The 24,791-nt window shown below is 65.7% G+C and carries 22 protein-coding genes, 1 tRNA gene, 1 other RNA gene and 1 pseudogene; 14 read left to right on the top strand and 11 right to left on the bottom strand.

All coding sequences use genetic code 11. The features are described from left to right. Nucleotides 1–80: 80 nt before the first annotated feature. The 3 genes from ACYVF5_RS08215 to ACYVF5_RS08205 form a co-directional block, all read right to left on the bottom strand. Complete coding sequence (locus ACYVF5_RS08215; RefSeq protein ID WP_460945132.1) at nt 81–3,089, bottom strand: bifunctional [glutamine synthetase] adenylyltransferase/[glutamine synthetase]-adenylyl-L-tyrosine phosphorylase; 3,009 nt, start codon at nt 3,087–3,089, stop codon at nt 81–83. 29 nt (nt 3,090–3,118) lie between these two features. Continuing rightward, on the bottom strand, nt 3,119–4,474 hold the full coding sequence (locus tag ACYVF5_RS08210) for a glutamine synthetase family protein (protein ID WP_460945130.1): 1,356 nt from the start codon (nt 4,472–4,474) through the stop codon (nt 3,119–3,121). A 170-nt stretch (nt 4,475–4,644) separates the two neighbouring features. Next, nucleotides 4,645–4,833, bottom strand: coding sequence for an SPOR domain-containing protein (locus tag ACYVF5_RS08205; protein WP_460945128.1), 189 nt, complete (start codon nt 4,831–4,833; stop codon nt 4,645–4,647). Between the two features lie 34 nt (nt 4,834–4,867). Here ACYVF5_RS08205 and map point away from each other — a divergent pair. Together map and ACYVF5_RS08195 are read left to right on the top strand one after the other, a co-directional pair. After that, nucleotides 4,868–5,745, top strand: a pseudogene (map, locus tag ACYVF5_RS08200) (type I methionyl aminopeptidase). A 2-nt stretch (nt 5,746–5,747) separates the two neighbouring features. Next, nucleotides 5,748–6,623 carry an ROK family protein gene (locus ACYVF5_RS08195; RefSeq protein ID WP_460945126.1) on the top strand — a complete coding sequence of 292 codons (876 nt, stop codon included), beginning with the start codon at nt 5,748–5,750 and terminating at the stop codon, nt 6,621–6,623. Between the two features lie 184 nt (nt 6,624–6,807). On the opposite strand, the gene rnpB is transcribed toward ACYVF5_RS08195, so the two are convergent. From rnpB to ACYVF5_RS08175, 4 genes are all read right to left on the bottom strand, one after another. Continuing rightward, an RNA gene (rnpB, locus tag ACYVF5_RS08190) (RNase P RNA component class A) lies at nt 6,808–7,171 on the bottom strand. Between the two features lie 47 nt (nt 7,172–7,218). Beyond that, nucleotides 7,219–7,956 carry a zinc ribbon domain-containing protein gene (locus ACYVF5_RS08185; protein WP_460945123.1) on the bottom strand — a complete coding sequence of 246 codons (738 nt, stop codon included), beginning with the start codon at nt 7,954–7,956 and terminating at the stop codon, nt 7,219–7,221. A gap of 32 nt (nt 7,957–7,988) precedes the next feature. Continuing rightward, entirely contained in the window at nt 7,989–8,810 is an 822-nt protein-coding gene (locus ACYVF5_RS08180; RefSeq protein WP_460945121.1) for a Nif3-like dinuclear metal center hexameric protein, read from the bottom strand. 9 nt (nt 8,811–8,819) lie between these two features. Next, entirely contained in the window at nt 8,820–9,782 is a 963-nt protein-coding gene (locus ACYVF5_RS08175; RefSeq protein ID WP_460945119.1) for an AraC family transcriptional regulator, read from the bottom strand. 124 nt (nt 9,783–9,906) lie between these two features. Between ACYVF5_RS08175 and ACYVF5_RS08170 the strand changes: the two genes are divergently transcribed. The 4 genes from ACYVF5_RS08170 (at nt 9,907) to ACYVF5_RS08155 (ending at nt 11,927) form a co-directional block, all read left to right on the top strand. Then, nucleotides 9,907–10,404 (top strand): anthrone oxygenase family protein, encoded by a 498-nt coding sequence (locus ACYVF5_RS08170; RefSeq protein WP_460945117.1) that lies wholly within the window; start codon nt 9,907–9,909, stop codon nt 10,402–10,404. Nucleotides 10,405–10,549: 145 nt separating this feature from the next. Then, on the top strand, nt 10,550–10,894 hold the full coding sequence (locus tag ACYVF5_RS08165) for a hypothetical protein (protein WP_460945115.1): 345 nt from the start codon (nt 10,550–10,552) through the stop codon (nt 10,892–10,894). Between the two features lie 121 nt (nt 10,895–11,015). Beyond that, nucleotides 11,016–11,411, top strand: a complete 396-nt coding sequence (locus ACYVF5_RS08160) for a DUF1304 domain-containing protein (protein WP_460945113.1) — start codon at nt 11,016–11,018, stop codon at nt 11,409–11,411. Between the two features lie 138 nt (nt 11,412–11,549). Continuing rightward, the gene (locus ACYVF5_RS08155; RefSeq protein WP_460945111.1) at nt 11,550–11,927 is read left to right on the top strand and encodes a hypothetical protein; all 378 of its coding nucleotides are present in this window, start codon (nt 11,550–11,552) and stop codon (nt 11,925–11,927) included. Between the two features lie 84 nt (nt 11,928–12,011). Here ACYVF5_RS08155 and ACYVF5_RS08150 read toward each other — a convergent pair whose 3' ends face one another. Next, nucleotides 12,012–13,361: a hypothetical protein gene (locus ACYVF5_RS08150; RefSeq protein ID WP_460945110.1), complete on the bottom strand. Its 1,350-nt coding sequence runs from the start codon at nt 13,359–13,361 to the stop codon at nt 12,012–12,014. After that, nucleotides 13,358–14,101 carry an ABC transporter ATP-binding protein gene (locus ACYVF5_RS08145; RefSeq protein ID WP_460945108.1) on the bottom strand — a complete coding sequence of 248 codons (744 nt, stop codon included), beginning with the start codon at nt 14,099–14,101 and terminating at the stop codon, nt 13,358–13,360. The genes ACYVF5_RS08150 and ACYVF5_RS08145 overlap by 4 nt, the downstream gene beginning before the upstream one ends. Before the next feature lie 123 nt (nt 14,102–14,224). Here ACYVF5_RS08145 and ACYVF5_RS08140 point away from each other — a divergent pair, with 123 nt between their 5' ends. Both ACYVF5_RS08140 and ACYVF5_RS08135 read left to right on the top strand, forming a co-directional pair. Continuing rightward, nucleotides 14,225–15,514 carry a sensor histidine kinase gene (locus tag ACYVF5_RS08140; RefSeq protein ID WP_460945106.1) on the top strand — a complete coding sequence of 430 codons (1,290 nt, stop codon included), beginning with the start codon at nt 14,225–14,227 and terminating at the stop codon, nt 15,512–15,514. After that, the gene (locus ACYVF5_RS08135; RefSeq protein ID WP_460945104.1) at nt 15,492–16,139 is read left to right on the top strand and encodes a response regulator; all 648 of its coding nucleotides are present in this window, start codon (nt 15,492–15,494) and stop codon (nt 16,137–16,139) included. The genes ACYVF5_RS08140 and ACYVF5_RS08135 overlap by 23 nt, the downstream gene beginning before the upstream one ends. Before the next feature lie 154 nt (nt 16,140–16,293). Here ACYVF5_RS08135 and ACYVF5_RS08130 read toward each other — a convergent pair. Together ACYVF5_RS08130 and ACYVF5_RS08125 are read right to left on the bottom strand one after the other, a co-directional pair. After that, nucleotides 16,294–16,366 (bottom strand) — tRNA-Val (locus ACYVF5_RS08130). Nucleotides 16,367–16,407: 41 nt separating this feature from the next. After that, nucleotides 16,408–16,887, bottom strand: a complete 480-nt coding sequence (locus ACYVF5_RS08125) for a peroxiredoxin (protein WP_460945102.1) — start codon at nt 16,885–16,887, stop codon at nt 16,408–16,410. A gap of 232 nt (nt 16,888–17,119) precedes the next feature. Here ACYVF5_RS08125 and aceE point away from each other — a divergent pair, with 232 nt between their 5' ends. The 6 genes from aceE (at nt 17,120) to ACYVF5_RS08095 (ending at nt 24,744) form a co-directional block, all read left to right on the top strand. Then, nucleotides 17,120–19,846 (top strand): pyruvate dehydrogenase (acetyl-transferring), homodimeric type, encoded by a 2,727-nt coding sequence (gene aceE / locus ACYVF5_RS08120; protein ID WP_460945100.1) that lies wholly within the window; start codon nt 17,120–17,122, stop codon nt 19,844–19,846. Next, nucleotides 19,843–21,054, top strand: coding sequence for a PucR family transcriptional regulator (locus tag ACYVF5_RS08115; protein ID WP_460945329.1), 1,212 nt, complete (start codon nt 19,843–19,845; stop codon nt 21,052–21,054). The genes aceE and ACYVF5_RS08115 overlap by 4 nt, the downstream gene beginning before the upstream one ends. Nucleotides 21,055–21,133: 79 nt before the next feature. Then, a complete protein-coding gene (locus ACYVF5_RS08110) occupies nt 21,134–22,054 on the top strand; it encodes an ACP S-malonyltransferase (RefSeq protein WP_460945098.1) in 921 nt (306 codons plus the stop codon). 13 nt (nt 22,055–22,067) lie between these two features. After that, nucleotides 22,068–23,093, top strand: a complete 1,026-nt coding sequence (locus tag ACYVF5_RS08105) for a beta-ketoacyl-ACP synthase III (protein WP_460945095.1) — start codon at nt 22,068–22,070, stop codon at nt 23,091–23,093. Nucleotides 23,094–23,166: 73 nt separating this feature from the next. Next, on the top strand, nt 23,167–23,415 hold the full coding sequence (locus ACYVF5_RS08100; protein ID WP_460945093.1) for an acyl carrier protein: 249 nt from the start codon (nt 23,167–23,169) through the stop codon (nt 23,413–23,415). A 93-nt stretch (nt 23,416–23,508) separates the two neighbouring features. Continuing rightward, the gene (locus tag ACYVF5_RS08095) at nt 23,509–24,744 is read left to right on the top strand and encodes a beta-ketoacyl-[acyl-carrier-protein] synthase family protein (protein ID WP_460945091.1); all 1,236 of its coding nucleotides are present in this window, start codon (nt 23,509–23,511) and stop codon (nt 24,742–24,744) included. The last annotated feature ends 47 nt before the right edge of the window (nt 24,745–24,791 follow it).

Raw genomic sequence — 24,791 nt, 5'->3', positions numbered from 1 at the left:
GTCGCAAAAGGTGTAGCGCGTGGTGAGAACGAGGTGTAGCGCGTGGTGAAAACCCGGCGTGACGGATGCCGTGGCTCGGCTCAGGCACTGCGATACGGCGGACGCTCTGGCACCCCGTAGAAGCGTCGCTCGAAGACACGCCTGGCGCGCCTGGTGACGGCCAGGTAGTCCTCTTCGAGCCTTGTGGCCGAACCCGGGGCATACTCCATCACCCGTGCGATGCCGTCGAGCTGCATCCGATCGCTCGGCAGAACATCCGTCGTCTTGTTCAGCCAGAGCGTCATGGCCGAGCGCAGGCGAGAGGCGAACAGCCACGATTCCCGAAGGATCTGCGCGTCGTCGTGGGTGAGCAGATCCTTGCGAACGGCGATCGCCAGCGCGTCGAGAGTGCTCGTTGTTCTCAGCTCCGGCATGCGGTGCGCATGCTCGAGCTGGATCAGCTGCACAAGCCACTCCACGTCGCTGAGCGACCCCGGCCCGAGCTTGACATGTCTCGACGGGTCTGTGCCCTGCGGGAGCCTCTCGTTCTCGACCCGCGCTTTGATCCGCTTCACCTCGCGGATGTCCGATTCAGACACGTCGGGTCGGTAACGCACCTCGTCCGCGAGGGACTCGAACTCCGTGATGAGAAGAGGGTCACCCGCGACGCCGCGTGCGCGGAGCAACGCCTGAGCCTCCCAGGTGAGTGACCACCGCTGATAGTAGGCGCGATACGAGTCCAGTGAGCGTGCCACCGGTCCGTTCTTGCCCTCCGGGCGCAGGTCGACGTCGAGATCGAGTGGCAGCCTGTTGTCTTCGGTGAGGCGTTTGAGCTCCGCGATGATCCGGTTCGAGGCGCGGTGCGTGGTTTCGGCATCGCCCGTTGTGGGCCGATGGACGAAGAGAACATCGGCGTCTGATCCGAAGCCGAGTTCGGCTCCTCCGTATCGCCCCATGGCGATGATGGCGAACTCCAGGTCAGCGCCGAGACCGGGCTCCCGCCTGATCGCCGCGAGCACTCCCCCGAGCGTCGATGTCATCACGGCGCTCAGCCCTGTGCTGAGCTCGCCGATCGTTGTCGTCGCCACAACAGACGACATCGCGAGCCTCAGAAGTTCACGACGTCTCATGCCCATGATCGCCCTGGCAGCCGTCGACAGGTCGTCGTGCCGAGAGAGCACCGCGGCGACCTCGTCGTCGAGAACGGACTGCTCACGAGGTCTCAGGTCGTCGTCGTCTTCAAGCCAGGCGACGGCATCCGGGATGCGATCGAGCAGCTCGCCGATGTATCTCGAGCCGCTCAGAACGCGGGTGAGCCGCTCCGCGACGGCCGAGGAATCGCGCAGTGTGCGCAGGAACCAGTGTGTGCTGCCCATGGCCTCGCTCAGTCGCCTGAACGCGAGCAGACCGTAGTCCGGGTCGGCGCCCTCTGCGAACCACCGAAGCATCACGGGCATCAGGTGCCGCTGGATCGTGGCACGTCGCGAGACGCCCGCCGTGAGCGCACCGATGTGGGAAAGCGCCCCGCGGGGGTCGGTGAACCCGATCGCGTGAAGCCGGGCCTCGGCCTGCTCGGCGCTCAGCGCGAGCTCGTCTTCTCTGAGAGAGGCGACGGCAGACAGCAACGGGCGGTAGAACAGCCGTTCGTGGAGCACACGAACCTCGTGTTTCGTGTGCTCCCAGAGGGTGATGAGACCCTCAGCCGTTCCTGCGAACGTCGAGGCGCGGGCGAGCACACGCAAGGCGTCCGGATCTCGTGGCATCAGGTGCGTTCGCCTCAGCTTGCTCAGCTGAATGCGGTGCTCGAGAACCCTGAGCAGTCGATAGTCGGCAGCGAACTCCGCGGACTCCTCCCGGCCGATGTAGCCGAGCTCGGTGAGCGCCCTCAGCGCCGGGAGAGTTCCGCGCAGCCTCACATTCTCATCGGCGAGACCGTGCACGAGCTGAAGCAGCTGCACAGTGAACTCGATGTCTCGCAGACCGCCGGGGCCGAGCTTGATCTGACGGTGGACTTCGTCAGCAGGGATGTTCTCGGTGACGCGCACACGCATACGCTGCACGGAGTCGACGAAGTTCTCGCGCGCCGCGCTCGACCAGACGAGGGGGGCAACGGCATCCACATACTGCTCACCCAACGGCCTGTCGCCCGCGAACGCGCGCGCCTTGAGCAGCGCCTGGAACTCCCAGCTCTTGGCCCATCGATCGTAATACGCGAGGTGGGAGTCGAGGGTGCGGACAAGGGCCCCCTGCTTGCCCTCTGGCCGCAGGTTCGGATCCACCTCCCACAGCGCCGGCTCGATCTGGGCTTCGCCGACGACGCGCATCGAGAGCATCGCCAGTCGGGTGGCGACATCGATCGCACGCGACGTGCTGAGCCCGGATGCCTCGTCGGCCTCGGCGACGAAGATCACGTCGACATCGCTCACGTAGTTGAGCTCATTGGCCCCGGCCTTTCCCATGCCGATCACCGCGAATCTGGTGCCCCTCACCTCGTCCTCGGTGAACTGGGGAGCCGCGCCCCCTTCGACGAGTTCTCGCCGTGCCACGGCGATCGCGGCATCGAGAGCGGCGCCTGCAGCGTCGGAGAGTGCCCTCGCCACGTCTTCGAAGACGTCACGAGGGTCTTCGGCAGAGAGGTCGTAGCAGGCGATCCGCATGAGCCATCGGCGGTACCTGACGCGCAGGGCGGTCGGCACATCGCCGGCGCCCGCGGCGAACCCTTCACGAGCGCCAACGGCCTCGAGCAGCGACGCATCCAGCTCTGCCCGGTCTGGCAACGACGACACGTGTCTCGGAACGCTGTCAAGCTCAGCGGGATGCCGCTGCAGAAACTCCGAGAGCCCGGTCGATGCCCCGATCACCTTGAGAAGAGTCGCCCTGCGTTCGGCATCAGCGACGACGGCTCCCAGACGGTCTGGATCGACACGGCCGAGTGCGACGAGCTCGCGCAGGGCCTGGTCAGGATCAGCAACACCCGTGAAACTCGCGAGCAGCTCTGGTGTGTCGAGCGGCAGCAGGCCGTTCAGCTCATCGAGCAGTGCGCTGACCGCGCCCAACTCGGCGAAGCCGAGGCGCGCCAGCTCTGTCAGTGCTGTGCGTTGTCTGGGCATACGTTATGAATGAGCGCGATGAGCTGCAGTCACAGGCTGCCGAGGTGCTTCTCGAGCTCGTACGGCGTCACCTGGGCGCGGTATTCTCCCCATTCCCTGCGCTTGTTGAGCAGAACGTAATTGAACACCTGCTCCCCCAGGGTCTCGGCGACGAGCTCAGACTCTTCCATCAGCTGCACAGCGTGATCGAGGCTCGACGGAAGGGGCGTGTAGCCGAGAGCGCGCCGCTCGGCGTCACTCAGGCTCCACACGTCGTCCTCGGCCTCTTGGGGAAGCTCGTACCCCTCTTCGATCCCTTTGAGCCCGGCGGCGAGCATCAGGGAGTACGAGAGATACGGGTTGGCCGCGGAGTCGATGCCGCGGTACTCGACGCGTGCGCTCTGCCCCTTGTTCGGCTTGTAGAGCGGAACGCGGACGAGAGCGGAACGGTTGTTGTGGCCCCAGCAGACGAAGCTCGGGGCCTCGAGCAGCGTCGCGCCCGCCGCGGCGCCCCAGAGGCGCTTGTATGAGTTCACGAACTGGTTGGTGACGGCCGTGATCTCGGGCGCGTGGTGCAGGAGCCCTGCGATGAACTGCCTGCCCACCTTGGACAGCTGATACTGGGCTCCGGCCTCATAGAACGCGTTGGTGTCGCCCTCGAACAACGACATGTGGGTGTGCATTCCTGAACCGGGCTGGTCCGAGAACGGCTTCGGCATAAACGTCGCGTAGACGCCCTGTTCGATCGCCACCTCTTTCACAACGGTCCTGAAGGTCATCACATTGTCTGCCGTCGTGAGTGCGTCTGCGTAGCGCAGGTCGATCTCGTTCTGTCCGGGACCGGCCTCGTGGTGACTGAACTCCACAGAGATGCCCAGGTCTTCGAGCATCCGCACCGAACGCCTGCGGAAGTCGTGCGCCGTGCCGCCCGGAACATTGTCGAAATAGCCGGCAGAGTCGACAGGCTCAGGCCCGCCGACGCCGAACTCGGCGGACTTGAGCAGGTAGAACTCGATCTCTGGGTGGGTATAGAACGTGAATCCGCGGTCAGCCGCCTTCTCGAGAGTGCGCTTGAGCACGTTGCGGGGGTCGGCCACCGATGGCACGCCGTCGGGAGTGGTGATGTCGCAGAACATGCGCGCGGTCGGGTCGACCTCACCCCGCCACGGCAGGATCTGGAAGGTCGTCGGGTCCGGGTGCGCCAGCAGGTCGGATTCGAACGATCTGCTCAACCCTTCGATGGCCGAACCGTCGAATCCGAGTCCCTCGGCGAATGCGCCCTCAACCTCTGCGGGGGCGATCGCGACCGACTTCAGTGTTCCCACGACGTCGGTGAACCAGAGCCTGATGAACTTGACCCCGCGCTCTTCAATGGTGCGAAGAACAAAGTCGCGCTGCTTATCCATTCACTCCTCTTTCCGGTGCGAGAACACTCGGTCTAAGGCTAGTGCGTTCCGAACGAGATCGTGGCACACGTCCCTGCTGAGCACGGATGTGCACACGGGTTCGGGCCACGCCCGAGATGACTCCCGCGACCGGATGCGACCGGATACGACCGTGCGAGCGCGGGCATCGCTCAACGCTCGTCTGCGGCTTCTTCCTCGGCCCATCTGGAGCTGTTCTCACGCAGCCGCTCAAGCGCGTGCGAGGCCTGCTCCGGTGTCTCGAACGGCCCCACTCGATCGACAGAAGGTGACTGATAACCGTGCTCAACAACCCCCGTCTTCATGTTGTACCAGTACTGGGTCGACGGATCTTCGGTCACGGTTCGTCCTTCGTCGAATGGCTAAACTGATGAGATGCCCAAGGACCAGAACGGACATCTGACCCCCGGCACTCTCTCTGCTCTGAGGAGTGTCCCCTCCACGATCCCACGTCCGGACTATGTGGGCAAGAGCGCTCCCGATCCCTTCACCGGCTCAGACGTGTACTCGCCAGAGGCGGTCGAGCTCATCAGGGAATCCGGTCGGATCGCCGCAGATGCGATCGCCCTCGTCGGCGAGAACGCGCGCCCCGGCACCACAACAGACGAACTGGACGCCATTGCACACCGGTTTCTCATCGAGAACGACGCCTACCCGTCGACGCTCGGCTACCGCGGCTACCCCAAGTCGGTCTGCAGCTCGGTGAACGAGGTGATCTGCCACGGCATCCCAGACAACACGGTGCTCGAAGACGGAGACATCGTCAACATCGACATCACCGCGTACAAGAACGGCCTGCACGGCGACAGCAACAGAACGTTTGTGGTGGGCACTCCGTCAGAAGAGGTCCGCCTGCTCGTGGAGCGTACCGAAGAAGCCCTGCGCCGCGGGATCAAGGCTGTCGCTCCGGCAGGGAGGTCAACGTGATCGGCCGCGCCATCGAGGCGTATGCCAAACGCTTCGGCTACGGGGTCGTCCGCGACTTCACCGGCCATGGCGTCGGCGAGGCTTTCCACTCGGGGCTGATCATCCCCCACTACGACTCGGCACCGGCCTATGACACGGTGATGGTTCCCGGCATGGTGTTCACCATCGAACCGATGCTCACGCTCGGCACACACGAGTGGGACATCTGGGCCGACGACTGGACCGTGACGACGAAAGACAAGAGCATCACCGCCCAGTTCGAGCACACCCTCGTCGTCACGGAACGCGGCGCAGACATCCTCACCCTCCCCACGGCGAAAGGCTGACGATGACCGCGGAGCACGCGATCGGAATCGACATCGGCGGCACCGGAATCAAGGGTGCTGTCATCGACCTGGCCACCGGCGAGCTCGCGAGTGAACGCGTCAAGATGTCGACGCCTGCGGGCGGCAAACCCCAAGACATCCTCTCGACCACCGCAGAGGTGCTCGCTGAGCTCACTGCCCTGTCACAAGGGATGCCGGCGTCTGTGTCGCCGGCCTCTGTGTCGCCGGCCTCTGAACGGGGACATGAACCGCCGGAGCCAGCCTTTCCTGTCTCAGAGCTTCCTGTCGGCGTCTGTTTTCCCGCCATCGTGCGAGCGGGCAGAACGATGTCTGCGGCCAACATCTCTGACGCCTGGATCGGTCTCGAAGCAGAGAAGCTCTTCGAATCGACACTCGGCCGCCAGATCAGCTTCGTGAACGACGCGGATGCCGCGGGCGTCGCAGAGTCGATGTTCGGCGCGGCGAAGGATGCCGCCGGTCTGACGATCCTGACAACGCTCGGTACCGGGATCGGCACGGCCCTGATCTATAACGGCGTGCTCATTCCCAACGCCGAGCTCGGGCACTTGGAGATCAACGGCAAAGACATCGAGCATGTTGCGGCCAACTCGGCGCGCGAGAGGCACGGTCTCAGCTGGGAAGAGTGGGCCGCGCGGCTGCAGACCTTCTACGACAGGCTCGAGGCCTATTTCTCACCCGACCTGTTCGTCGTCGGCGGAGGGGTGTCGAAGCAGTACAACGAGTTCTTGCCACTCCTCACGCTCACGACGCCTATCGTGCCGGCCGTCCATCGGAACAACGCCGGTATCCTCGGTGCGGCATCCCTCGCATCCGGCGCCGCAGAGCACCTGGCCCCCGCGGTCGACGACGCTCGCTGATCGCCCTCCCCGCTGACCGAACCCGTCCAGACTCCGATGGCGTTCGCCCCTCGAAGAGAGGAGAAAGGCGCGAGGTGAGGATGTTTTCGGTGCTATCGACCTCTCACCGTGCGTCTTACCTACTCCCGCGCCGGCCGCCCCGCGCTCGAACCGGGTGTGCTCGACGCCGCGCTCGAACCGGATGTGAATGGGCCGGATCATACGCCGGGTTCTGTGAAGACGCTTGCGCGTCTCGACGGCCATCTCTCTCGGAGACACGTTGCCGTGCCCCTCTAGCGGTCTACCCGAGAACGAGACGAGCAGCCTCATTGTTCTCTGTCTGACCTTGCTCCGGACGAGGTTTACCCAGCCGGTCGAGTCACCCCGACCGCTGGTGGTCTCTTACACCACCGTTTCACCCTTACCGGCGTCAGAAGACACCGGCGGTCTGCTTTCTGTTGCACTGTTCTCGCGGGTTGCCCCGGGTGGGTGTTACCCACCGTCCTGCTCTGCGGAGCCCGGACGTTCCTCGGCATCACACGTGATGACGCGGCCGCCTCACCGACCCATCCACACCTGAAGTCTACAGTGGGTCGCTCGGCGCAGGCCGCCAGCGTTACCAGAGCCCGGATTCCTCGGTGCGCACCATGATGCTCGAGCACTCCGGGCATTGCAGAACCTCGTCGATCTCCGCCGACCGCACGGACTGCAGGTCGTTCCCGGTCAGCGTGATCGTGCAGGCGCCGCAGGTTCCGGCGCGGAACAGTGCCGCCCCGGTTCCCCCCTTCGCCCTGCGCTGCTCATAGAGGGCATAGAGGTCGGCCGCGACGGAGTTCTGCAGGGCGCCGCGCTGAGCGGTGAGGGATGCCGTCTCGTTCGCGATCTCGTCGAGTGCGGCAGAGCGGCGCTCGGCAAGATCGTCAAGCCTGCTGGTCAGACCCTGCTCGACCCCCCGCGTCGCCTCGACGATCTTCTCGGCGGCGTCAACACGCTCCATGACCTCGAGCTGCGCGTCTTCCAATGCGTTCTTGCGCGCCTTGAGCGACTCGATCTCGCTCTCGAGAGCGGCGACGTCTTTGACGGACGACGAACTCGTCAGCCTGTCGGTGTCGCGCTTCATTCTGGCGTCGACCATCGCGACGTCTGATTCGATGCGCGAGAGCTCGGTGCGGGCATCCTCGAGCGTGCCGAGTTCGGTGGCGAGCCGGCCGCGAATCTCATTGCGCTCGGCGGTGACCGCTGCGATCTCGGCGTTCTCGGGCAGGTTCCTCTGCCGATGGGCGAACCGGGCGACCGCCGTGTCGATGTCGTGCAGGTCGAGCAGTTTCTTCTGCTCTGCGAGGCTGGCTTTCACGTGGTCTCTTCTTTCGTGGTGCATACAGGCCGTCACTGTGTGACGACGAAATCCCAGGGGTCGGTGCGAAGCTCGCTCACGGTGACATCGAGCTCGGGAAGCCGCTGCCTCAGTCGTTCGGCAGCGGTGTCGAGCCAGAGCCACTCACTCGCCCAGTGTGACACGTCGATGAGGAACGGCCGATTGCCGGAGAGCATGGCCTGTTGTCTCGCCTCAGAGGCCGGGTGGTGTCTGAGATCGCTTGTGATGTAGACGTCCGCGGAGCGCACGGCGTCAGAGCCGAGCAGGGAATCACCCGCACCTCCGCAGAGGGCGATGCTCTCGACCGTGGCGTCATAGTCTCCCGAGACTCGCACGCCGGTGGCCGTCGCCGGCAGAATGGCGCCGAGCGCCTGTGCGAGGCGCCCGAGGGTCGTCGGTTCGCGCAGCCTGCCGATCCGCCCGATCCCCGTGTCGCCGGCCGGCGACGGCACGATCGGAACGGCGTCTACGAGCCCCAGCTTCGAGGCAAGAACGCCGGAGGTGCCCTCGTCGACCACATCGGCGTTCGTGTGCGCCGCGAGCAGTGCGCAGCCCGAGCGGATCAGGCGGGTGAGAACCGCGCCCTTGTACTGGTCGGCGGCGATGGACGTGACTCCGCGCAACAGCAGCGGATGGTGCGCGATCAGCAGGTCGGCATCCGCTTCGACGGCCTCGTCCACTGTGTCGTGCACCGCGTCGACCGCCAGCAGGATCCGCGACACTCGGTCATCCGGATGCCCGGCGACGAGCCCGGATGCATCCCAGCCTTCGGCCCCGGCGGCCGGCCAGAGCCGCTCACAGACCTGCAGAACCTCTGAGAGCGAATACGACACGCCCTCAGCCTAAAGCACGGTCGCGGCAGAGACCGTGCGCTCGTTCTTCCGACGGCGGTATGCGGCAGGGCTCACACCGAAACGCTGTGTGAAGGCGGCGCTGAAGCTGAACGGGCTGCCGTATCCGACGCTCTCGGCGATCGAGGCCAGAGTGCGCTGCGGATCGGTGAGCAGGTCCGCACCCAGGGCGAGTCTCCAGGTCGTGAGATAGGCCATCGGCGGAATCCCGACCTGGTTCCGAAACCTCGCGGCGAGTGTCGCACGTGAGACGTGGCTTCGTCTCGCGAGTTCGGCGAGAGTCCATACCCATTCCGGATGCTCATGGATCGCCGAGAGAGCGCCGGCGACAGCGCTGTCCCTGGTCGCGCTGATCCACCCGGGAGTCTTGGACGGGTGAGTGGTGACCCACCACCGCACAGCTGAGATGAGCACCGCATCAACGAGTCGATCGACGAGTGTGGTCTGCGCGATCGCGTCCGCTGTCACCTCTCGCACGAGCAGGTCGATGAGCGACTGTTCGATCTGCCCAGCGGGAATATGCACGACCGCGGGCAGAGCATCCGTCACCAGCCTGCCCGCCTCGCTCGCGTTCTCGTAGCTGGCGATGATCATCCGGTTCGGACCGTGTTCGTCGTTGCCCCAGGTGCGCACACCGTGACTCATGGTCAGGCTGAGGTCTGCACCAGCCGGAGTTCGGCATACCTGGCCAGGTTCGATGATGGCGATCGGTTCGGATGCCGCCTCGTCACCGACCCGATAGGACTCTGGTCCGCGAATCAGCGCGAGCTCGCCGGGCTGCAGCAGCACATCGATGACGCCGTTGCTGAACAAAGCGGACCCGTCTGTGACCACCAGCACCGTCAGCGCCGCGCCGTCGCGAACGTCTATTGACCACGGGGCACGCATCACGGCACGCAGGGCGAAGACCCCCTGGGCGCGGGGATGATCGAGCAGGTGGGTGAGCGGATCCACGCCACAAGGCTAGACGCTGTCGTATGTTCTCTGCACTCTTCGCTATTCTTCGTCCCGCTGTGACCGGATCTAATGGATGTGCAGCACAGACCACTCATGCAGCAGGACTCAGCCGGGAGGCACGATGACCGCCGTACTCGACACAGCACTCTATGCGGCTGCGGCTCTCGGAGCCTGTTTGACCGGTGGTGTGTACTTCGCGTTCTCAAGCATGGTCATGCCTGTGTTGCGCAGCGGGCCGAGCGCCGACGCGATCTCAGCCATGCAGAGGATCAATGTCACTGCCGAAAGAGGTCCGTTTATGGTCGCGTTCCTCTCGTCGGCGCTCACGGCCGCCGCGGTCATCGTTGTGGCGGCGGTCACGCATCCGCCTGACCCTGGCGCGGTGAGCGGCGTCGCGGGTGCTGCGCTCTCGCTGTCGGCCTTCGTCAGCACCATTGTGTATAACGTGCCGAGAAACAATCGGATCGCGCGGCTGGACCCGCACTCGGCGGCATCCGCTTCAGAGTGGACGGTCATCGAGCGGCAGTGGACGCGTGCGAATCACCTGCGTGGCGCCACCTCGGCCCTCGGCGCTGTCACCCTGATCGTCGCTGTCGGCCTGAACGCTCCGGCGCTGTGAACGCCTCCCCTGCCGACTCGACCGCCGTGCCGGCATCCGCCCCCTCAGCGCCTGGTTCGCCGACGACCGGGCCGACGTCTGCAGCGGGCCTCTGCAGGCCCGGCATCGCGGGTCTCATAGACTTCTGCGGAACGAGGAGAACCATATGCCGAGTGACGAAGAGTTCGTCGAACCTCTTGAGCCCGCCGCGAGTTTTCTCAACGCACACATCGAGGAGCGCCGGGGAAACGTGTTTCAGAAGGGTGCGCGCTGGGTTGTCGCAGCGGTATCGGCGGCCGCGTTCGGTGACGTCTGGGGAGTGGGCTCGACGGTTGATCTGGTCGTGACGCGCCGCGCAACAGGCGTCGAGGTGATCCGCACCCCGGCCGGTCACGTTGAAGAGGCCGATCTGTTGCTGCGGCAGGTTCGCGCCGACCTCGCCACGAAGACCGTCGAAGAGTTCGTGTCTGAGTGGCACCTGCCGTCACCTCCCCCGCCCTCTGAAGGATGATCTCCGGTCCGCTGGAGGCGACCTGACAGCCGTCGCAGTGGTCGTCCCCGCCGACAAGGGCTGACGGCCGCACGACGGCGCGTCTCTGGCGAGACACGCCACACGCCCATAAGCTCGGCACATGGCCATCCTCGTAACGATCGCCGCAACCCTCTCTGCCGCGGTGCACGTGCTGTTCTTCTATTGGGAGTCGATCGGATGGCGTCGTCCGGCCGTCTGGAAACGGTTCGGCGTCACATCGCAAGAAGACGCAGACGCGATGGCCGCCTTTGCCTACAACCAGGGGTTCTACAACCTCTTTCTCGCCGTCGGTGCGCTCCTCGGTTCGATTCTCTACGGATTCGGGGTGCAGGACGCCGGCTTCGCCCTCGGTCTGTTCAGTGTTCTCTGCATGCTCGCGGCGGCTGTCGTCCTCGTGACGAACGGCCCTGGGCGCGTCCGTGCCGCCCTGATCCAAGGCTTCTTTCCGCTGATCACGGTGGTGCTCTACCTGGTGAGCCTCGCCACCGGGGTGTGAAGCACTTTCACGGCGGATTCTACGACCCGTAGTATTGGGGTGGCGGACGACGACCGCGCGACCGACGACATCCGTTTTCTCAGCGAGGATGTGTGGAAGATGTCTGCATAGCGCCCCCGATGAAAGGAACTCAGAGTTATGACCGCAGCTACTCTCATTGTCGGAGCACTTCTGACGATCGCCGGGATCATCGGCTACATCCTGACCGACGCCGCAAGCTTCACGGCGCTGATTCCCAGCCTGGTCGGAGTCCTGATGCTCGTGTGCGGCTTTCTGGCCCGATCGGAGAAGTTGCATCGTCACGCCATCCATGCAGCGCTCGTCGTGGCCTTGCTCGGCGCACTCGGCTCGCTGATGAACGTCGTTCGAATCGGCGAACTGTTCGCCGGCACCGCAGAGCGCCCGGCCGCGATCATCTTGAGCGTCGTGATGTTCGTGGTTCTGGTGGTGTACATCGCGATGGGCGTCCGCTCGTTCATCAGCGCACGACGCCAGCGCAACGGTCGGGCCGCCTGAGCCGTCTGTCGTTCCCCGATCCAGCCCCTGCGGTTGCGCGATCCAGGCGGAATCGGCGGCCGTTCCGACAGCGTTGCTCACCCGTCACGCGGCGGCGAGCCGTGACGCTATCGACTCGTGTGCACGAGCGGCGACCGGGAGCACTGTCGCTGCCACGGTGAGCAGCAAGCCCACACCGACGAGCACCAGCGCGGCCACGACATCGATGACGGGTATCGGCGGCACGAAACGTGCGAGCGCGGCGGCCGTCACCAAGGCCGTCGTCGCGATCGCGATCCCCGCGAGCAGCGTCGCCGTCACAACGTGGATCACCGCCTGCCACAGAGCGGATGCGACGATCGCCGACGTCGAGGCGCCGCCCGCCCGCAGCAGGGCCTGCTCGTACCCCTGTGTCCTGTTGCTCATGAAGATCACCACGGCCGCGCCCATCGCGGCCAGCAGCACCGGGCCACCGAGCATCAGAAGCACCTGCCAGATCCCCAGGGTCACACCGTGCTCGCCACCGGCGCGCAGTGATGCGTCGACGGTCGCCGTCATCGTGAAGAGGCCGCCCATCAGCGCCGTCCCGACGAACAGGGGTGTGATCGATGCGGTGCTGCGCCCCAGGTGATAACGCGCCTGATGGCGGGCGAGATACCACGAGGTCGACACCCGCGCGGGAATGAGCGCGGTCCACCCGCGCAGCAGCCAGGGATACAGCACCGGGCCGGCGGCAACGAGAACGACGGTGACGATGACAGGCACGAGCGGCCCCTGGCTGAGGAACACACTGCGCGTGTCCGTCGCGAAGAGCGAGCGGAAGAACGCCGCCGCGCCCGCGATCACCGCGGCGAGCAGGATCCAGCGCCACCAGCGCATCCGCTTGGCCTCTGTCTCCGGTTCGCGCAGCGCCGCGAGCGGAGGGGTATGAGCGGCAGCCCATGCGGCACGGAGTCCGCCCAGCAACGCGACGACGACGGTTATGGGAACGGTGAGAGCCGCGGTGAGGGGGCCCGTGACGATGGGGATCTCGGTGTACCCACCCGATCCGTCTTCGAAGGCCGCGTGGATCGCCGGCTCCGCCAGAACGGTGGTCGCACCGAGGCCGATCATGGCCCCCACGAGGCTCGCTGCGGCGATCTGCATCCCCACGACGAACGCCGTCTGTGCGGGCCCGACCCCCGCGAGTTGCCAGCGGGCATATCCGGGACGCCCGAGGTCTACCGCCAACCGTGTGATCGCGGCGATCACCGCGATGCCGCTGGGAGCGCTGAACATCAAGATCGCGGCGGTTCCACCCGAGAACCCGCGCAGATGGTCGCCGCCGGCGTGGACGCCGGTCTCGAGCATGCTCACGGCGATGCCGCAGGCCAGCGCGGTGACCGCCGAGACGAAGATCACTCCCGCCCACGACGCCCAACCCGAACGAAGCTCGGCGATGACGAGCCGGATCACGCGGCGGCGCTCGAGTGCATAACGGAGAGAATCTCCGTCGCCGTCGGCCGCGTGAGCTCGGCGACGACGGCGCCGTCTCGCAGCACAACCGTGCGATCGGCGCGCGCCGCGGCATCCAGGTCGTGGGTGACGAGCACGACGCTGCGATCGCCGACCGCGTACCCGCGCAGCAGCTCCAGCACGTGCGCTCCGGTCGTCGTGTCCAGCGCCCCCGTCGGCTCGTCGGCGAACACGATCTGCGGCTCAGCGGCGAGCACACGGGCGATGGCGACGCGCTGCTGCTGACCGCCGGAGAGGGCGCCGGGGCGCTTTCCGGCATGATCTGACAGCCCGACCGCGGCCAGAGCGGCTGTCACGTCGGGGGTCTTGCGGCGCGCCAGCCGTGCGGGAAGAGCGACGTTCTCGCGCACCGAGAGCGACGGGATGAGGTTGTAGCTCTGAAAGACGAATCCGATCCGGTCCCGCCGCAGGCGCGAGAGCGTGGTGTGCGACGCGGTGTCGAGGCGCTCGCCGTCGAGCGCGATCTCGCCGCTGTCGGCGCGTTCGAGCCCCGCGAGACAGTAGAGCAACGTCGATTTGCCCGAACCGCTCGGGCCGACGACGCTCACCATCTCGCCGCGATCGACGTGCAGATCGATGTCGCGCAGCACATGGACGCTGCGCGCACGGTCGAGCGGGTAGCTCTTCGCCACTGCGCGGGCGTACAGGATCGGGGCAGAGGCCGAGGCCGAGATTGTCATGCGTCCAGCACAGTCGATGAGCGACGGATGTGCAGCGGAGCGCAGGCGAATGCCGTGGTAGACCTGGCGCTACTCTTTCGTGCGCGACGGGACAACACAGCACCGGATGCGTAGTCTGAGCGAATGCGCGCGAGAACCGTCTGGCAGGGGCTGATGCTGCCGCCGTGGCGGTTCCTCGCCTCTCGGTGGCCGTGGCTCGGACTGGTCTACACGATTCTCAGCGCGATGCTCGCCGTCGCGCTCACCCCGGTTCTGGTCGTCACGATCGTCATCCTGCCGCTCTGGGCGGTTCTCGTCGCGGCGCTGGAACGTCGGCGCCTCCGGATGCTGGGGCTCCCCACACCGCCGAGCGGGCACGTCCGCGTGCCACGAGGAGAGCAACGGAACTGGCTGAACATCCGCCTCACAGAGCCGGCGACCTGGCGCGAGACGCTCTCGATGCTCGTCGGCATCATCGTCGGCACGATCGCGCTCATCGTCGTCTTCGTCCAGGTGATGTGCATCGCCATCCTCGTCGTCCTCCCTCTCACCGCGGCGCAACACGAGATCGACGTCGACCTCTTCGGCGACGCGCACCTTGTGCTGGGACCGGAGAACTGGTGGCCACCGTTTCTCGTGATCGTGCCCCTGATGGTGCTGTTCGGCTATGTCAACGCCGCGCTCGCCGCGGCACAGGGTGCGTGCGTCCGCTGGCTCATCGCACCGCGCACCGTGGAGATCGATCGACGCGTCGAGCAGCTGACCCGCTCGCGAGCGACGATCGTCGCCGCACACGAGACGGAGCGCCGACGCATCGAGCGTGATCTGCACGACGGTGTGCAGCAGGAGCTTGTCGCCATCGCAGCGCGGCTCGGACTGCTCGAGCTCGAGCTGAGATCCGGTGACGACGACGCGGCGCGCGAAGCGCTCGCCAATGCTCAGGCACAGACCGGGCGTGCGCTGACCGCCTTGCGAGAAACCGTGCGCGGCATCCATCCCGCTGTTCTGTCCGACCACGGGTTGACGGCAGCGTTGGAGGAACTCGCGGGACGAAGCGCGATCCCGCTCCGCATCGACGACAGGGGGTTTCCTCGCTTGTCGCCCGCTGCCGAGGCCGCCGGCTACTTCTTCGTCGCCGAGGCGGCGAGCAACGCGGCCAAGCACACCGCCGCCGCACATCTGAGGGTGGCTCTCACAGCAGACGGCTCGTCAGCGAGAATCGAAGCTCGGGACGACGGGCACGGCGGCGTCGACATCGACCGGGGAACGGGATTGCGTGGTCTCGCCGAGCGAGCCGACGCACTGGGTGGCGAACTCGGCATCTTCAGCCCAGCGGGCGGACCGACCATACTCACGCTCACGCTTCCGCGGGATGCGCCGCCGGGCGAGGCAGCCGAGGAAGAGGTGAGGCATGCGCATTCTGCTCGCCGATGACGCCGCCCTGCTGAGGGAGGCACTGCAGGCCCTCCTGGAGCGCCTCGGGCACGAGGTGGTCGGCACGGTGGCCAGTGCGCCCGAGCTCCTCGCCCGCTACGGATCGCTCCCGGTCGCGCCCGACCTGGTCGTCACCGACGTGCGGATGCCTCCAGACCGCACCGACGACGGGCTGCGCGCTGCCCTGACGATTCGCTCCGGGCATCCGGCGCAGCCGATCCTCGTCCTCTCGCAGTACGTGGCCGATCGCTACGCGCGCGAGCTGCTGACTCTTCCCGAAGGATCGGTCGGCTATCTGCTGAAGGAACGCGTGAATCGCATCACGGATTTCGAGCACGCGCTGGAATCAGTCGCACGAGGGGGAACGGTCATCGACCCCGAGGTGACAACACATCTGCTGCGTCGGGAACGGCCCGGCCCGATGGACGCTCTCACAGCTCGCGAGCGGGAGGTGCTCGCACTGATGGCGGAGGGCGCATCGAACAGCGAGATCGGTGCACGCCTGTTCATCAGCGATGCCGCCGTGCGCAAACACGTCGGCAACATCTTCGCCGGGCTCGGCTTGCAGCCGACCGGAGAGAACCGTCGGGTGCGCGCCATCCTCACCTTTCTGCAGGCGCGGTGATCGCGCGCTCCGGTGCCGCTCATACTCTCGCCGTGCTCAGGCGGCTGCCCGCCACTCAATCGGCACGAGAATAGGAAACCAGCGCGAGAATAGGGCGATTTCGGCCGTCGCGGCCTCAGCTCGAGCTGTTTTCCTCTGCTGGTGCCGCTGTTTGTGGGCCCTACCGGGATCGAACCGATGACATCCACGGTGTAAACGTGGCGCTCTACCAGCTGAGCTAAAGGCCCTCGTCGCTGCCGAGGCAGCGCTCCATCTTACAACGACACCCTTACAACGACACCGGCTGGGCCCGCAGATCGTCGAGCGCCGCGCGGTACGCCGCCAGCTGCCGCGGCTCGCCAGGCGCCGTGATGAAACTCGCCCGGATCATTCCGTTGACGTCGATCACAAATGTCGCCCGGTTCGAGGTTCCACGGGATTCGAGGAACACACCATATTCTTTCGCCACCTGCCCGTGCGGCCAGAAGTCTGAGAGCAGTGTGAAGGTGTATCCCTCGTGCTCGGCCCAGGCGCGCAGGGCGAACTTGTGGTCGATCGACACACCGATGACTTCGACGTCGGCCTCGGCGAAGAGCTCGAGGTTCTCGCTCAGTTCACACACCTCACCCGAGCAGATGCCCGAGAACGCCCAGGGAATGAAGACGAGCGCGACCGCCCGCTTCCCACGGAAATCGCTCAGTTTGACCGGCTCGCCGAACTGATTCACCAATTCGAAATCGGGCGCCATCGTCGCGTTCTCAAGTGCCATCGGTACTCATTACTCCTCATCACCGTCATCGCCGGCCGTCGCAGCGGATACGGCGCAACATGCGCTGTTGTGCAACGGAGACACATCCTAGACCCGCGCTTCGAATGTGCAAACTGGTCACGTGTGCTGTGGTGAGTCGCTAGGCTGAATCGTGGTGCAATGAGTCGTAACCCGACCCATGGACGCACCTGTGCACACCTGGCACGATCTGCCCCATAGAGAAAGGTCGACGGTGACTGTCAACGACCAGGACCCGTATTCGGTCAACAATTTCGACGCCGATCCCGAAGAAACCGCTGAATGGCAAGAGTCGCTCGACCAGCTCGTCGCCGTTCACGGGCGCGGACGCGCTCGCGAGATCATGCTGAGCCTGCTCAAGCGCTCACGTGAGCTCCATCTCGGTGTTCCGATGGTTCCGACAACGGACTTCATCAACACGATCGCCCCTGAGAACGAGCCGGACTTTCCCGGCGATGAAGAGCTGGAACGCCGCTACCGCCGGTGGATCCGCTGGAACGCGGCCGTCACGGTGCACCGCTCGCAGCGCCCCGGAATCGGCGTCGGCGGCCACATCTCGACCTACGCGTCGTCTGCCGCCCTCTACGAAGTCGGATTCAACCATTTCTTCCGCGGTCAGGACCACCCAGGCGGCGGAGACCAGATCTTCATCCAGGGTCACGCCTCCCCCGGCACCTATGCCCGCGCATTCCTGGAAGGACGCCTCTCGACCGATCAGCTCGACGGTTTCCGTCAAGAGAAGTCGCACGCGCCGAACGGCCTGAGTTCCTACCCTCACCCGCGCCTGATGCCCGAGTTCTGGCAGTTCCCCACGGTCTCGATGGGGCTCGGCCCGATCAATGCCATCTGGCAGGCACAGTCGAACAGGTATCTCACGAACCGGGGCATCAAGGATGCCGGCGACCAGCAGGTCTGGGCGTTCCTCGGCGACGGCGAGATGGACGAGGTCGAGAGCCGCGGTCAGCTTCAGCTCGCCGCCAACGAGGGCCTCGACAACCTCAACTTCGTGATCAACTGCAACCTGCAGCGCCTCGACGGGCCGGTTCGCGGAAACGGCAAGATCATCCAGGAGCTCGAGAGCTTCTTCAGAGGCGCCGGCTGGAACGTCATCAAGGTGATCTGGGGCCGGGAGTGGGACGACCTGCTCGCGCGCGACAACGACGGCGCGCTCGTGAACCTCATGAACGCGACACCGGATGGCGATTACCAGACCTACAAGGCCGAGAGCGGCGCGTATGTGCGCGAGAACTTCTTCGGGCGTGACGAGCGCACCCTCAAGATGGTGGAGGGCTACAGCGACGAGCAGATCTGGAACCTGAAGCGCGGCGGCCACGACTACCGCAAGGTGTATGCGGCGTTCAAAGCCGCAACAGAGCACAAGGACCAGCCGACGGTCATCCTGGCCATGACCGTCAAGGGATACGGGCTCGGCTCCAGCTTCGAGGGGCGCAACGCGACACACCAGATGAAGAAGATGACGCTCGAGAACCTCAAGTCCTTCCGCGACTCGATGCGCATTCCGATCACCGACGAACAGCTCGAAGAGAACCCGTACCTGCCGCCGTATTACCACCCCGGCGACGACGACGAGGCGATCCAGTACCTTCACGAGCGCCGCAGGTCGCTGGGCGGATACCTGCCCGAGCGTCGGAGCAAGTACACCCAGCTCACCCTGCCAGACGACTCGGCATACGCGATCGCCAAGAAGGGCTCCGGCACTCAAGAGATCGCCACCACCATGGCGTTCGTGCGACTGCTCAAAGACCTGCTGCGGTCGAAGGACTTCGGTCACCGGATCGTGCCGATCATTCCAGACGAAGCACGCACGTTCGGCATCGACGCCTTTTTTCCGACCGCGAAGATCTACAACCCGAACGGCCAGCACTACACCTCCGTCGACCGCGAACTGCTCCTTGCATACAAAGAGAGCCCGCAGGGCCAGATCCTTCACGTCGGCATCAACGAGGCCGGCGCCGTTGCCGCGTTCACCGCGGCCGGCACCTCATATTCGACTCAGGGCGAACCCCTGATCCCGGTCTACGTCTTCTATTCGATGTTCGGATTCCAGCGCACCGGCGATGCTCTGTGGGCCGCGGGCGACCAGATGACGAGGGGGTTCGTCATCGGGGCGACAGCCGGCCGCACAACGCTCACCGGCGAAGGGCTCCAGCACGCCGACGGTCACTCGCCATTGCTTGCATCGACGAACCCCGCTGTCGTCGCCTACGACCCCGCGTACGGCTACGAGATCGGCCACATCGTGCGGGCCGGCCTGGAACGGATGTACGGAGGCCAGCACACAGACCCCAATGTCATGTACTACCTCACGGTGTACAACGAGCCGATCGTGCAGCCGGTCGAGCCGGAGAACCTCGATGTCGACGGCGTCGTGCGCGGGATCTACCTGCTGAACGAATCTCCATCCCCCGGCCCGAAGGCGCAACTGCTCGCATCCGGCGTCTCGGTGCCGTGGGCGATCGAGGCCCAGCGGCTTCTGGGCGAGGACTGGGGGGTGTCTGCGGATGTCTGGTCGGTCACGTCGTGGAACGAGCTGCGTCGCGACGGCATCGCCGCCGAGGAACACAACTTTCTCAACCCGGGCGCAGAGCAGCGCGTTCCGTACGTCACGAGCAAGCTGAAGGATGCAGCAGGGCCGTTCGTCGCCGCAACGGACTACATGCACGCGGTTCCAGACCAGATCAGGCAGTTCGTGCCAGGCGACTTCGCCACCCTCGGTGCCGACGGCTTCGGCTTCTCTGACACGAGGGCAGCGGCCAGGCGGTTCTTCAAGATCGACGGCCCCTCGATCGTGGTTCGCGCCCTCGAGCTGCTTGCGTTCAGGGGCGAGGTGGATGCCTCACTTCCGGCGCAGGCCATCGAGAAGTACCGTCTGCTCGATGTCAATGCCGGCACCACCGGCAATGCCGGCGGCGAGAGCTGACACCCCTCGTCGTGGCGCGTTCGAAGCCTGAAACGCTGACGTGGCTCCGCCGGATCTCCGGTGAGCTGGCCACGGTCACGCTCAAACGGCTGGAAGAGACGCTGCCCTGGTACGCAGAAATGCCGCCGGGGCGGCGCTCCGCCGTCGGTCTCGTGGCCCAGGCGGGCATCAGCTCGTTCATCGCGTGGTATGACGACCCACGTGCGACGCCGTGGATCGCAGCGGATGTCTTCGGCGCCGCCCCGAGGGAACTGCTCCGATCGGTGAGCCTGCAGCAGACGTTGCAGCTCATCAAGATCACCGTCGAAGTGGTCGAGGAGCGGGTGCAGAACGGCGGGCAGGACCTTCGCGAGGCGATCCTGCTCTACTCACGAGAGATCGCCTTCGCCGCGGCGGACGTCTATGCGCGCGCCGCCGAAGCCAGAGGGCTGTGGGATGCCAGGCTCGAGGCACTCGTCGTCGACTCGATCCTGTCTGGCGAGGCCGACGACGAGCTCCCGAGCCGAATCGCCGCGCTCGGCTGGCACGGTCACGGCGAAGTCGCGGTGCTCGTCGGAACGACACCACCGCAGCTCGACGTGGACCACCTGCGTCGGACGGCGAGGCATATGGCCGCCGACGTGCTGATCGGGGTGCAGGGCAGCAGGCTTGTGCTGGTCATCGGCCGGTCGGAGCCCCCGGTGGCCGGTGAAGACGAGCCGGCCGGCACAGCGGCGGCCCTCACGTTCATCGAGATCGCGGAGCAGCTCGAGCCCGGCTTCGGAACCGGCCATCTCGTGCTCGGACATGCGGTGCCGACGCTTGCACAGGCATCCGCGAGCGCGCGCGCCGCACTCGCGGGTTTCGCGGTCGCCAGCAGCTGGAGGCACGCACCTCGTCCGGTCCAGGCAGATGACCTTCTGCCCGAGCGTGCGCTCGTCGGCGACCCGCTCGCCCGGACGACACTCGTCGAGCGCGTATACCGCCCGCTCAACGCCCACTCGACGGAGCTGGTGACGACGCTCTGGTGCTACCTCGACAACGGCCGTTCGCTCGAGGCGACAGCTCGCGAGTTGTTCGTGCACCCGAACACCGTGCGGTACCGGCTCAAGCGGGTGACAGACGTCATCGGATGGGATGCCACGGGCGCACGCGAAGCCCTCATTCTGCAGTCGGCCCTGATTCTCGGATCGATCGCCGAACCAGACGGAACGAAACGCCGACGTTAGATGAGTCCCACAAAGGAACCCCTCATTCTTTTGTTGCGTTCGCTGCAACACGACCCCAACGGATTGGCAAGATAGAACAGTGATCGTCATCGTCTGCCCCGGTCAGGGGTCGCAAACACCAGGCTTCCTCGCCCCATGGCTCGAAAACGAGAGCGCTCGTCTTCTTATGGAGTCGTACTCCGCGGCCTCAGGGGTCGACCTGATCGCGCACGGCACCACCTCAGATGCTGACACCATTCGCGACACGGCCGTGGCACAGCCACTGATCGTCGCCGCCGGACTCGTGACGATGCGCGCACTGGCGGATGCCGGCGTGATGGATCACGTCTCGGGCATCGCCGGTCACTCCGTCGGTGAGGTGACGGCAGCGGCAGGTGCAGGAGTCCTGGGCGAAGCATCTGCGATGCGATTCGTCGCTGCGCGCGCGAATGCGATGGCCGCGGCCGCAGCCGCAGAGGCCACGGGGATGAGTGCGGTGATCGGAGCAGACGACGAGGCATTGCAGTCTCGGCTCGCCGAGCTCGGGCTCGAGGCTGCGAACTACAACGGCGGCGGCCAGATCGTTGTCGCCGGCGCTCTCGACGCCCTGGCTGAGTTCTCTGAATCACCACTGCCAGGAACACGGGTGATCCCCCTGCAGGTCGCGGGTGCGTTCCACACGCGTTATATGCGCTCGGCGCAGAGCACACTGCGAAACGTGGCCGCCGAGCTCGATCCCGCCGATCCGGCGCTCACACTGTGGACGAACAACGACGGCAGCGCCGTGACCTCCGGCGAGCGATTCACCGACCTGCTCGTTGAACAGGTCGCCTCCCCCGTGCGCTGGGACCGTTGTATGAGCGCCTTCGCCGATGCCGGGGTCACCGGGATCATCGAGCTCGCACCCGCCGGCGCCCTCGTCGGTCTCGCGAAGCGCGCGCTCAAGGGCATCCCGACGGTTGCCGTCAAGCATCCGAACGACATTGCCGCCGCCCTCGAACTCGCCCGCGCGAGTGCCTGACCGAAAGCCGTCCATGACATCCACTCAGCCATCGGGTGAACGCCCGACCCTCAAACAGTCCACCGGACCGGCGTTCACACGCATTCTCGGGATGGGCGCGGCCAGAGGGGACAGAAGCGTTCCCAACGAGGACCTCATCGAGCCCATCAATTCCTCGGACGAGTGGATTCGTCAGCGAACGGGCATCGTCGCTCGAACTCGCGCATCGGACGGAGTTCTGGCGGTCGACCTCGCCACCGACGCGGCACGTGAGGCGGTCGAGGCCTCCGGGGTCGCGCCAGAAGACATCGACCTCGTGCTGATCGCCACGATCAGCAACGTGCAGCAGACGCCGTCGATGGCCGCCATCGTGGCCGACCGTGTGGGGGCGAATCCCGCTGCGGCCTATGACCTGAACGCCGCGTGCGCCGGGTATTCCTATGCGGTGGCGCAGGCCGACGCGCTCATCCGGGCCGGAGCGGCAAAATACGCGATCGTCATCGGAGCAGAGAAGCTGTCGGATGTCGTCGACCCGACCGATCGTTCCATCTCGTTCCTGCTCGGCGACGGTGCGGGCGCCGCGGTGATCGGCCCGAGCGACTACCCGGGCATTTCGCCGACGGTATGGGGCTCAGACGGCTCTCGTGGCGATGCCGTGGGCATGAACGCCACGCTCATCGACTTTCGCGAGGGGCGAAGCGGATGGCCGACGTTGCGCCAGGAAGGCCCAACGGTCTTTCGCTGGGCCGTCTGGGAGATGGCCAAGGTCGCCAAGCAGGCGCTCGAAGAGGCCGGCGTGACCGCTGAAGACCTGGCCGCGTTCATTCCCCACCAGGCCAACATGCGCATCATCGACGAGTTCGCGAAGCAGCTCGGGCTGCCCGAGACCGTTGTCATCGCCCGTGACATCGAGACGACGGGAAACACGTCCGCCGCGTCGATCCCCCTCGCGGCGCACCGTCTGCTCCAAGAGCATCCGGAGGTCTCTGGAGGCCTGGCGCTGCAGATCGGGTTCGGCGCCGGACTCGTCTTCGGCGCACAGGTCGTCGTGCTGCCCTAGCGAGTCGAACGAACAACACCGCCCCTGCCCATAAACTGATCAACGGTCAATCGATACTCAAGGAGATACAACCATGGCACTGTCCAACGAAGAGGTTCTTGCCGGCCTGGCCGAGCTCATCAACGACGAGACCGGCATCGCAACCGACACGGTTGAGCTGGACAAGTCCTTCACAGACGACCTCGACATCGATTCGATTTCGATGATGACAATCGTCGTCAACGCAGAAGAGAAGTTCGACGTGAAGATTCCGGACGAAGAGGTCAAGAACCTCAAGACCGTCGGAGACGCCGTCACCTTCATTGTGAACGCACAGGGCTGATCAGCTGTCCACGGCGACGGACAGGGGCGCAGCACGCGCCTCTGTCCGTCTTCGGAGTCCTTGTGCCCCACCCGCCATCAAGAGAGTAATCGAATGACCAGAAGAATTGTTGTGACCGGAATCGGCGCCAGTTCACCCCTCGGCGGAACCGCCACGGAGTCCTGGGAGAATCTTCTCGCCGGGGCGTCGGGAGCACGTTCCCTCGAACAACCGTGGGTGGCCAAACACGAGCTCCCGGTGACGTTCGCCGCGACAGCCGCTGTCCCCGCCGCCGACGTCCTCGAACGCGTCGAGACCAAACGTCTCGACCCGTCGAGCCAGTTCGCCCTCATCGCCGCCCGCGAGGCCTGGGCAGACGCCGGATCACCAGAGGTCGAACCCGAGCGGATGCTCATCGACTGGGCGACCGGCATCGGCGGTGTGTGGACGCTGCTCGACGCCTGGGACACCCTGCGCGAACGCGGCCCTCGGCGCGTGCTGCCGATGACGGTGCCCATGCTGATGCCGAACGGTCCCGCCGCCGCCATCGGCATGGCTCTCGGAGCCCGCGGCGGCGAGCGGACTGTCGTCTCAGCCTGTGCATCGAGCACGGAGTCGATCGCGAACGCATACGACCATCTGCAGGCCGGCCTCGCCGATGTCATCATCGCCGGTGGTTCAGAAGCCGCCATCCACCCTCTCCCCATCGCCGCTTTCGCGTCGATGCAGGCACTGTCGCGCCGCAACGACGACCCCGCCTCGGCATCGCGGCCCTACGACAGCACCCGTGACGGGTTCGTTCTCGGCGAGGGCGGCGCCGCCCTCGTCGTCGAGACCCTTGAGCACGCACAGGCACGCGGTGCCCATATCTATGCCGAACTCCTCGGCGGGTCGGTCACGAGCGACGCATTCCACATCACCGCACCTGACCCCGAGGGCTCAGCGGCGGCTCGGGCCATGAAGGATGCCATCGAGAACGCGGGCTTGAGCCTGAACGACGTGGCGCACATCAATGCACACGCGACCTCGACACCCGTCGGCGACATCGCGGAGTACAACGCCCTGCGACGCGTCTTCGGCGATCACCTCGACAACATCAACGTCACGGCCACAAAAGCGTCAACCGGCCACCTGCTCGGCGGCGCAGGGGCGATCGAGGCCATCTTCACCGTCAAGGCCCTCTCAGAACGTGTCGCTCCGCCGACGATCAACCTCTCCGATCAGGATCCCGCGATCCCTCTCGACGTTGTCACCGAGCCGCGCCAGCTCGGCTCAGGGGATCTTCTCGCGATCAGCAACTCGTTCGGCTTCGGAGGCCACAACGCGGTTGTCGCATTCCGCAGCGTGTAGAGCCCGCGGAGCGGGGCATCCGCACCTCGGCATCAGATACGAAGAAC

This window comes from Okibacterium endophyticum (assembly GCF_054780075.1).
Note: the sequence above shows the minus strand (reverse complement) of the source record. Positions and strands in the feature narration are given on the sequence as shown.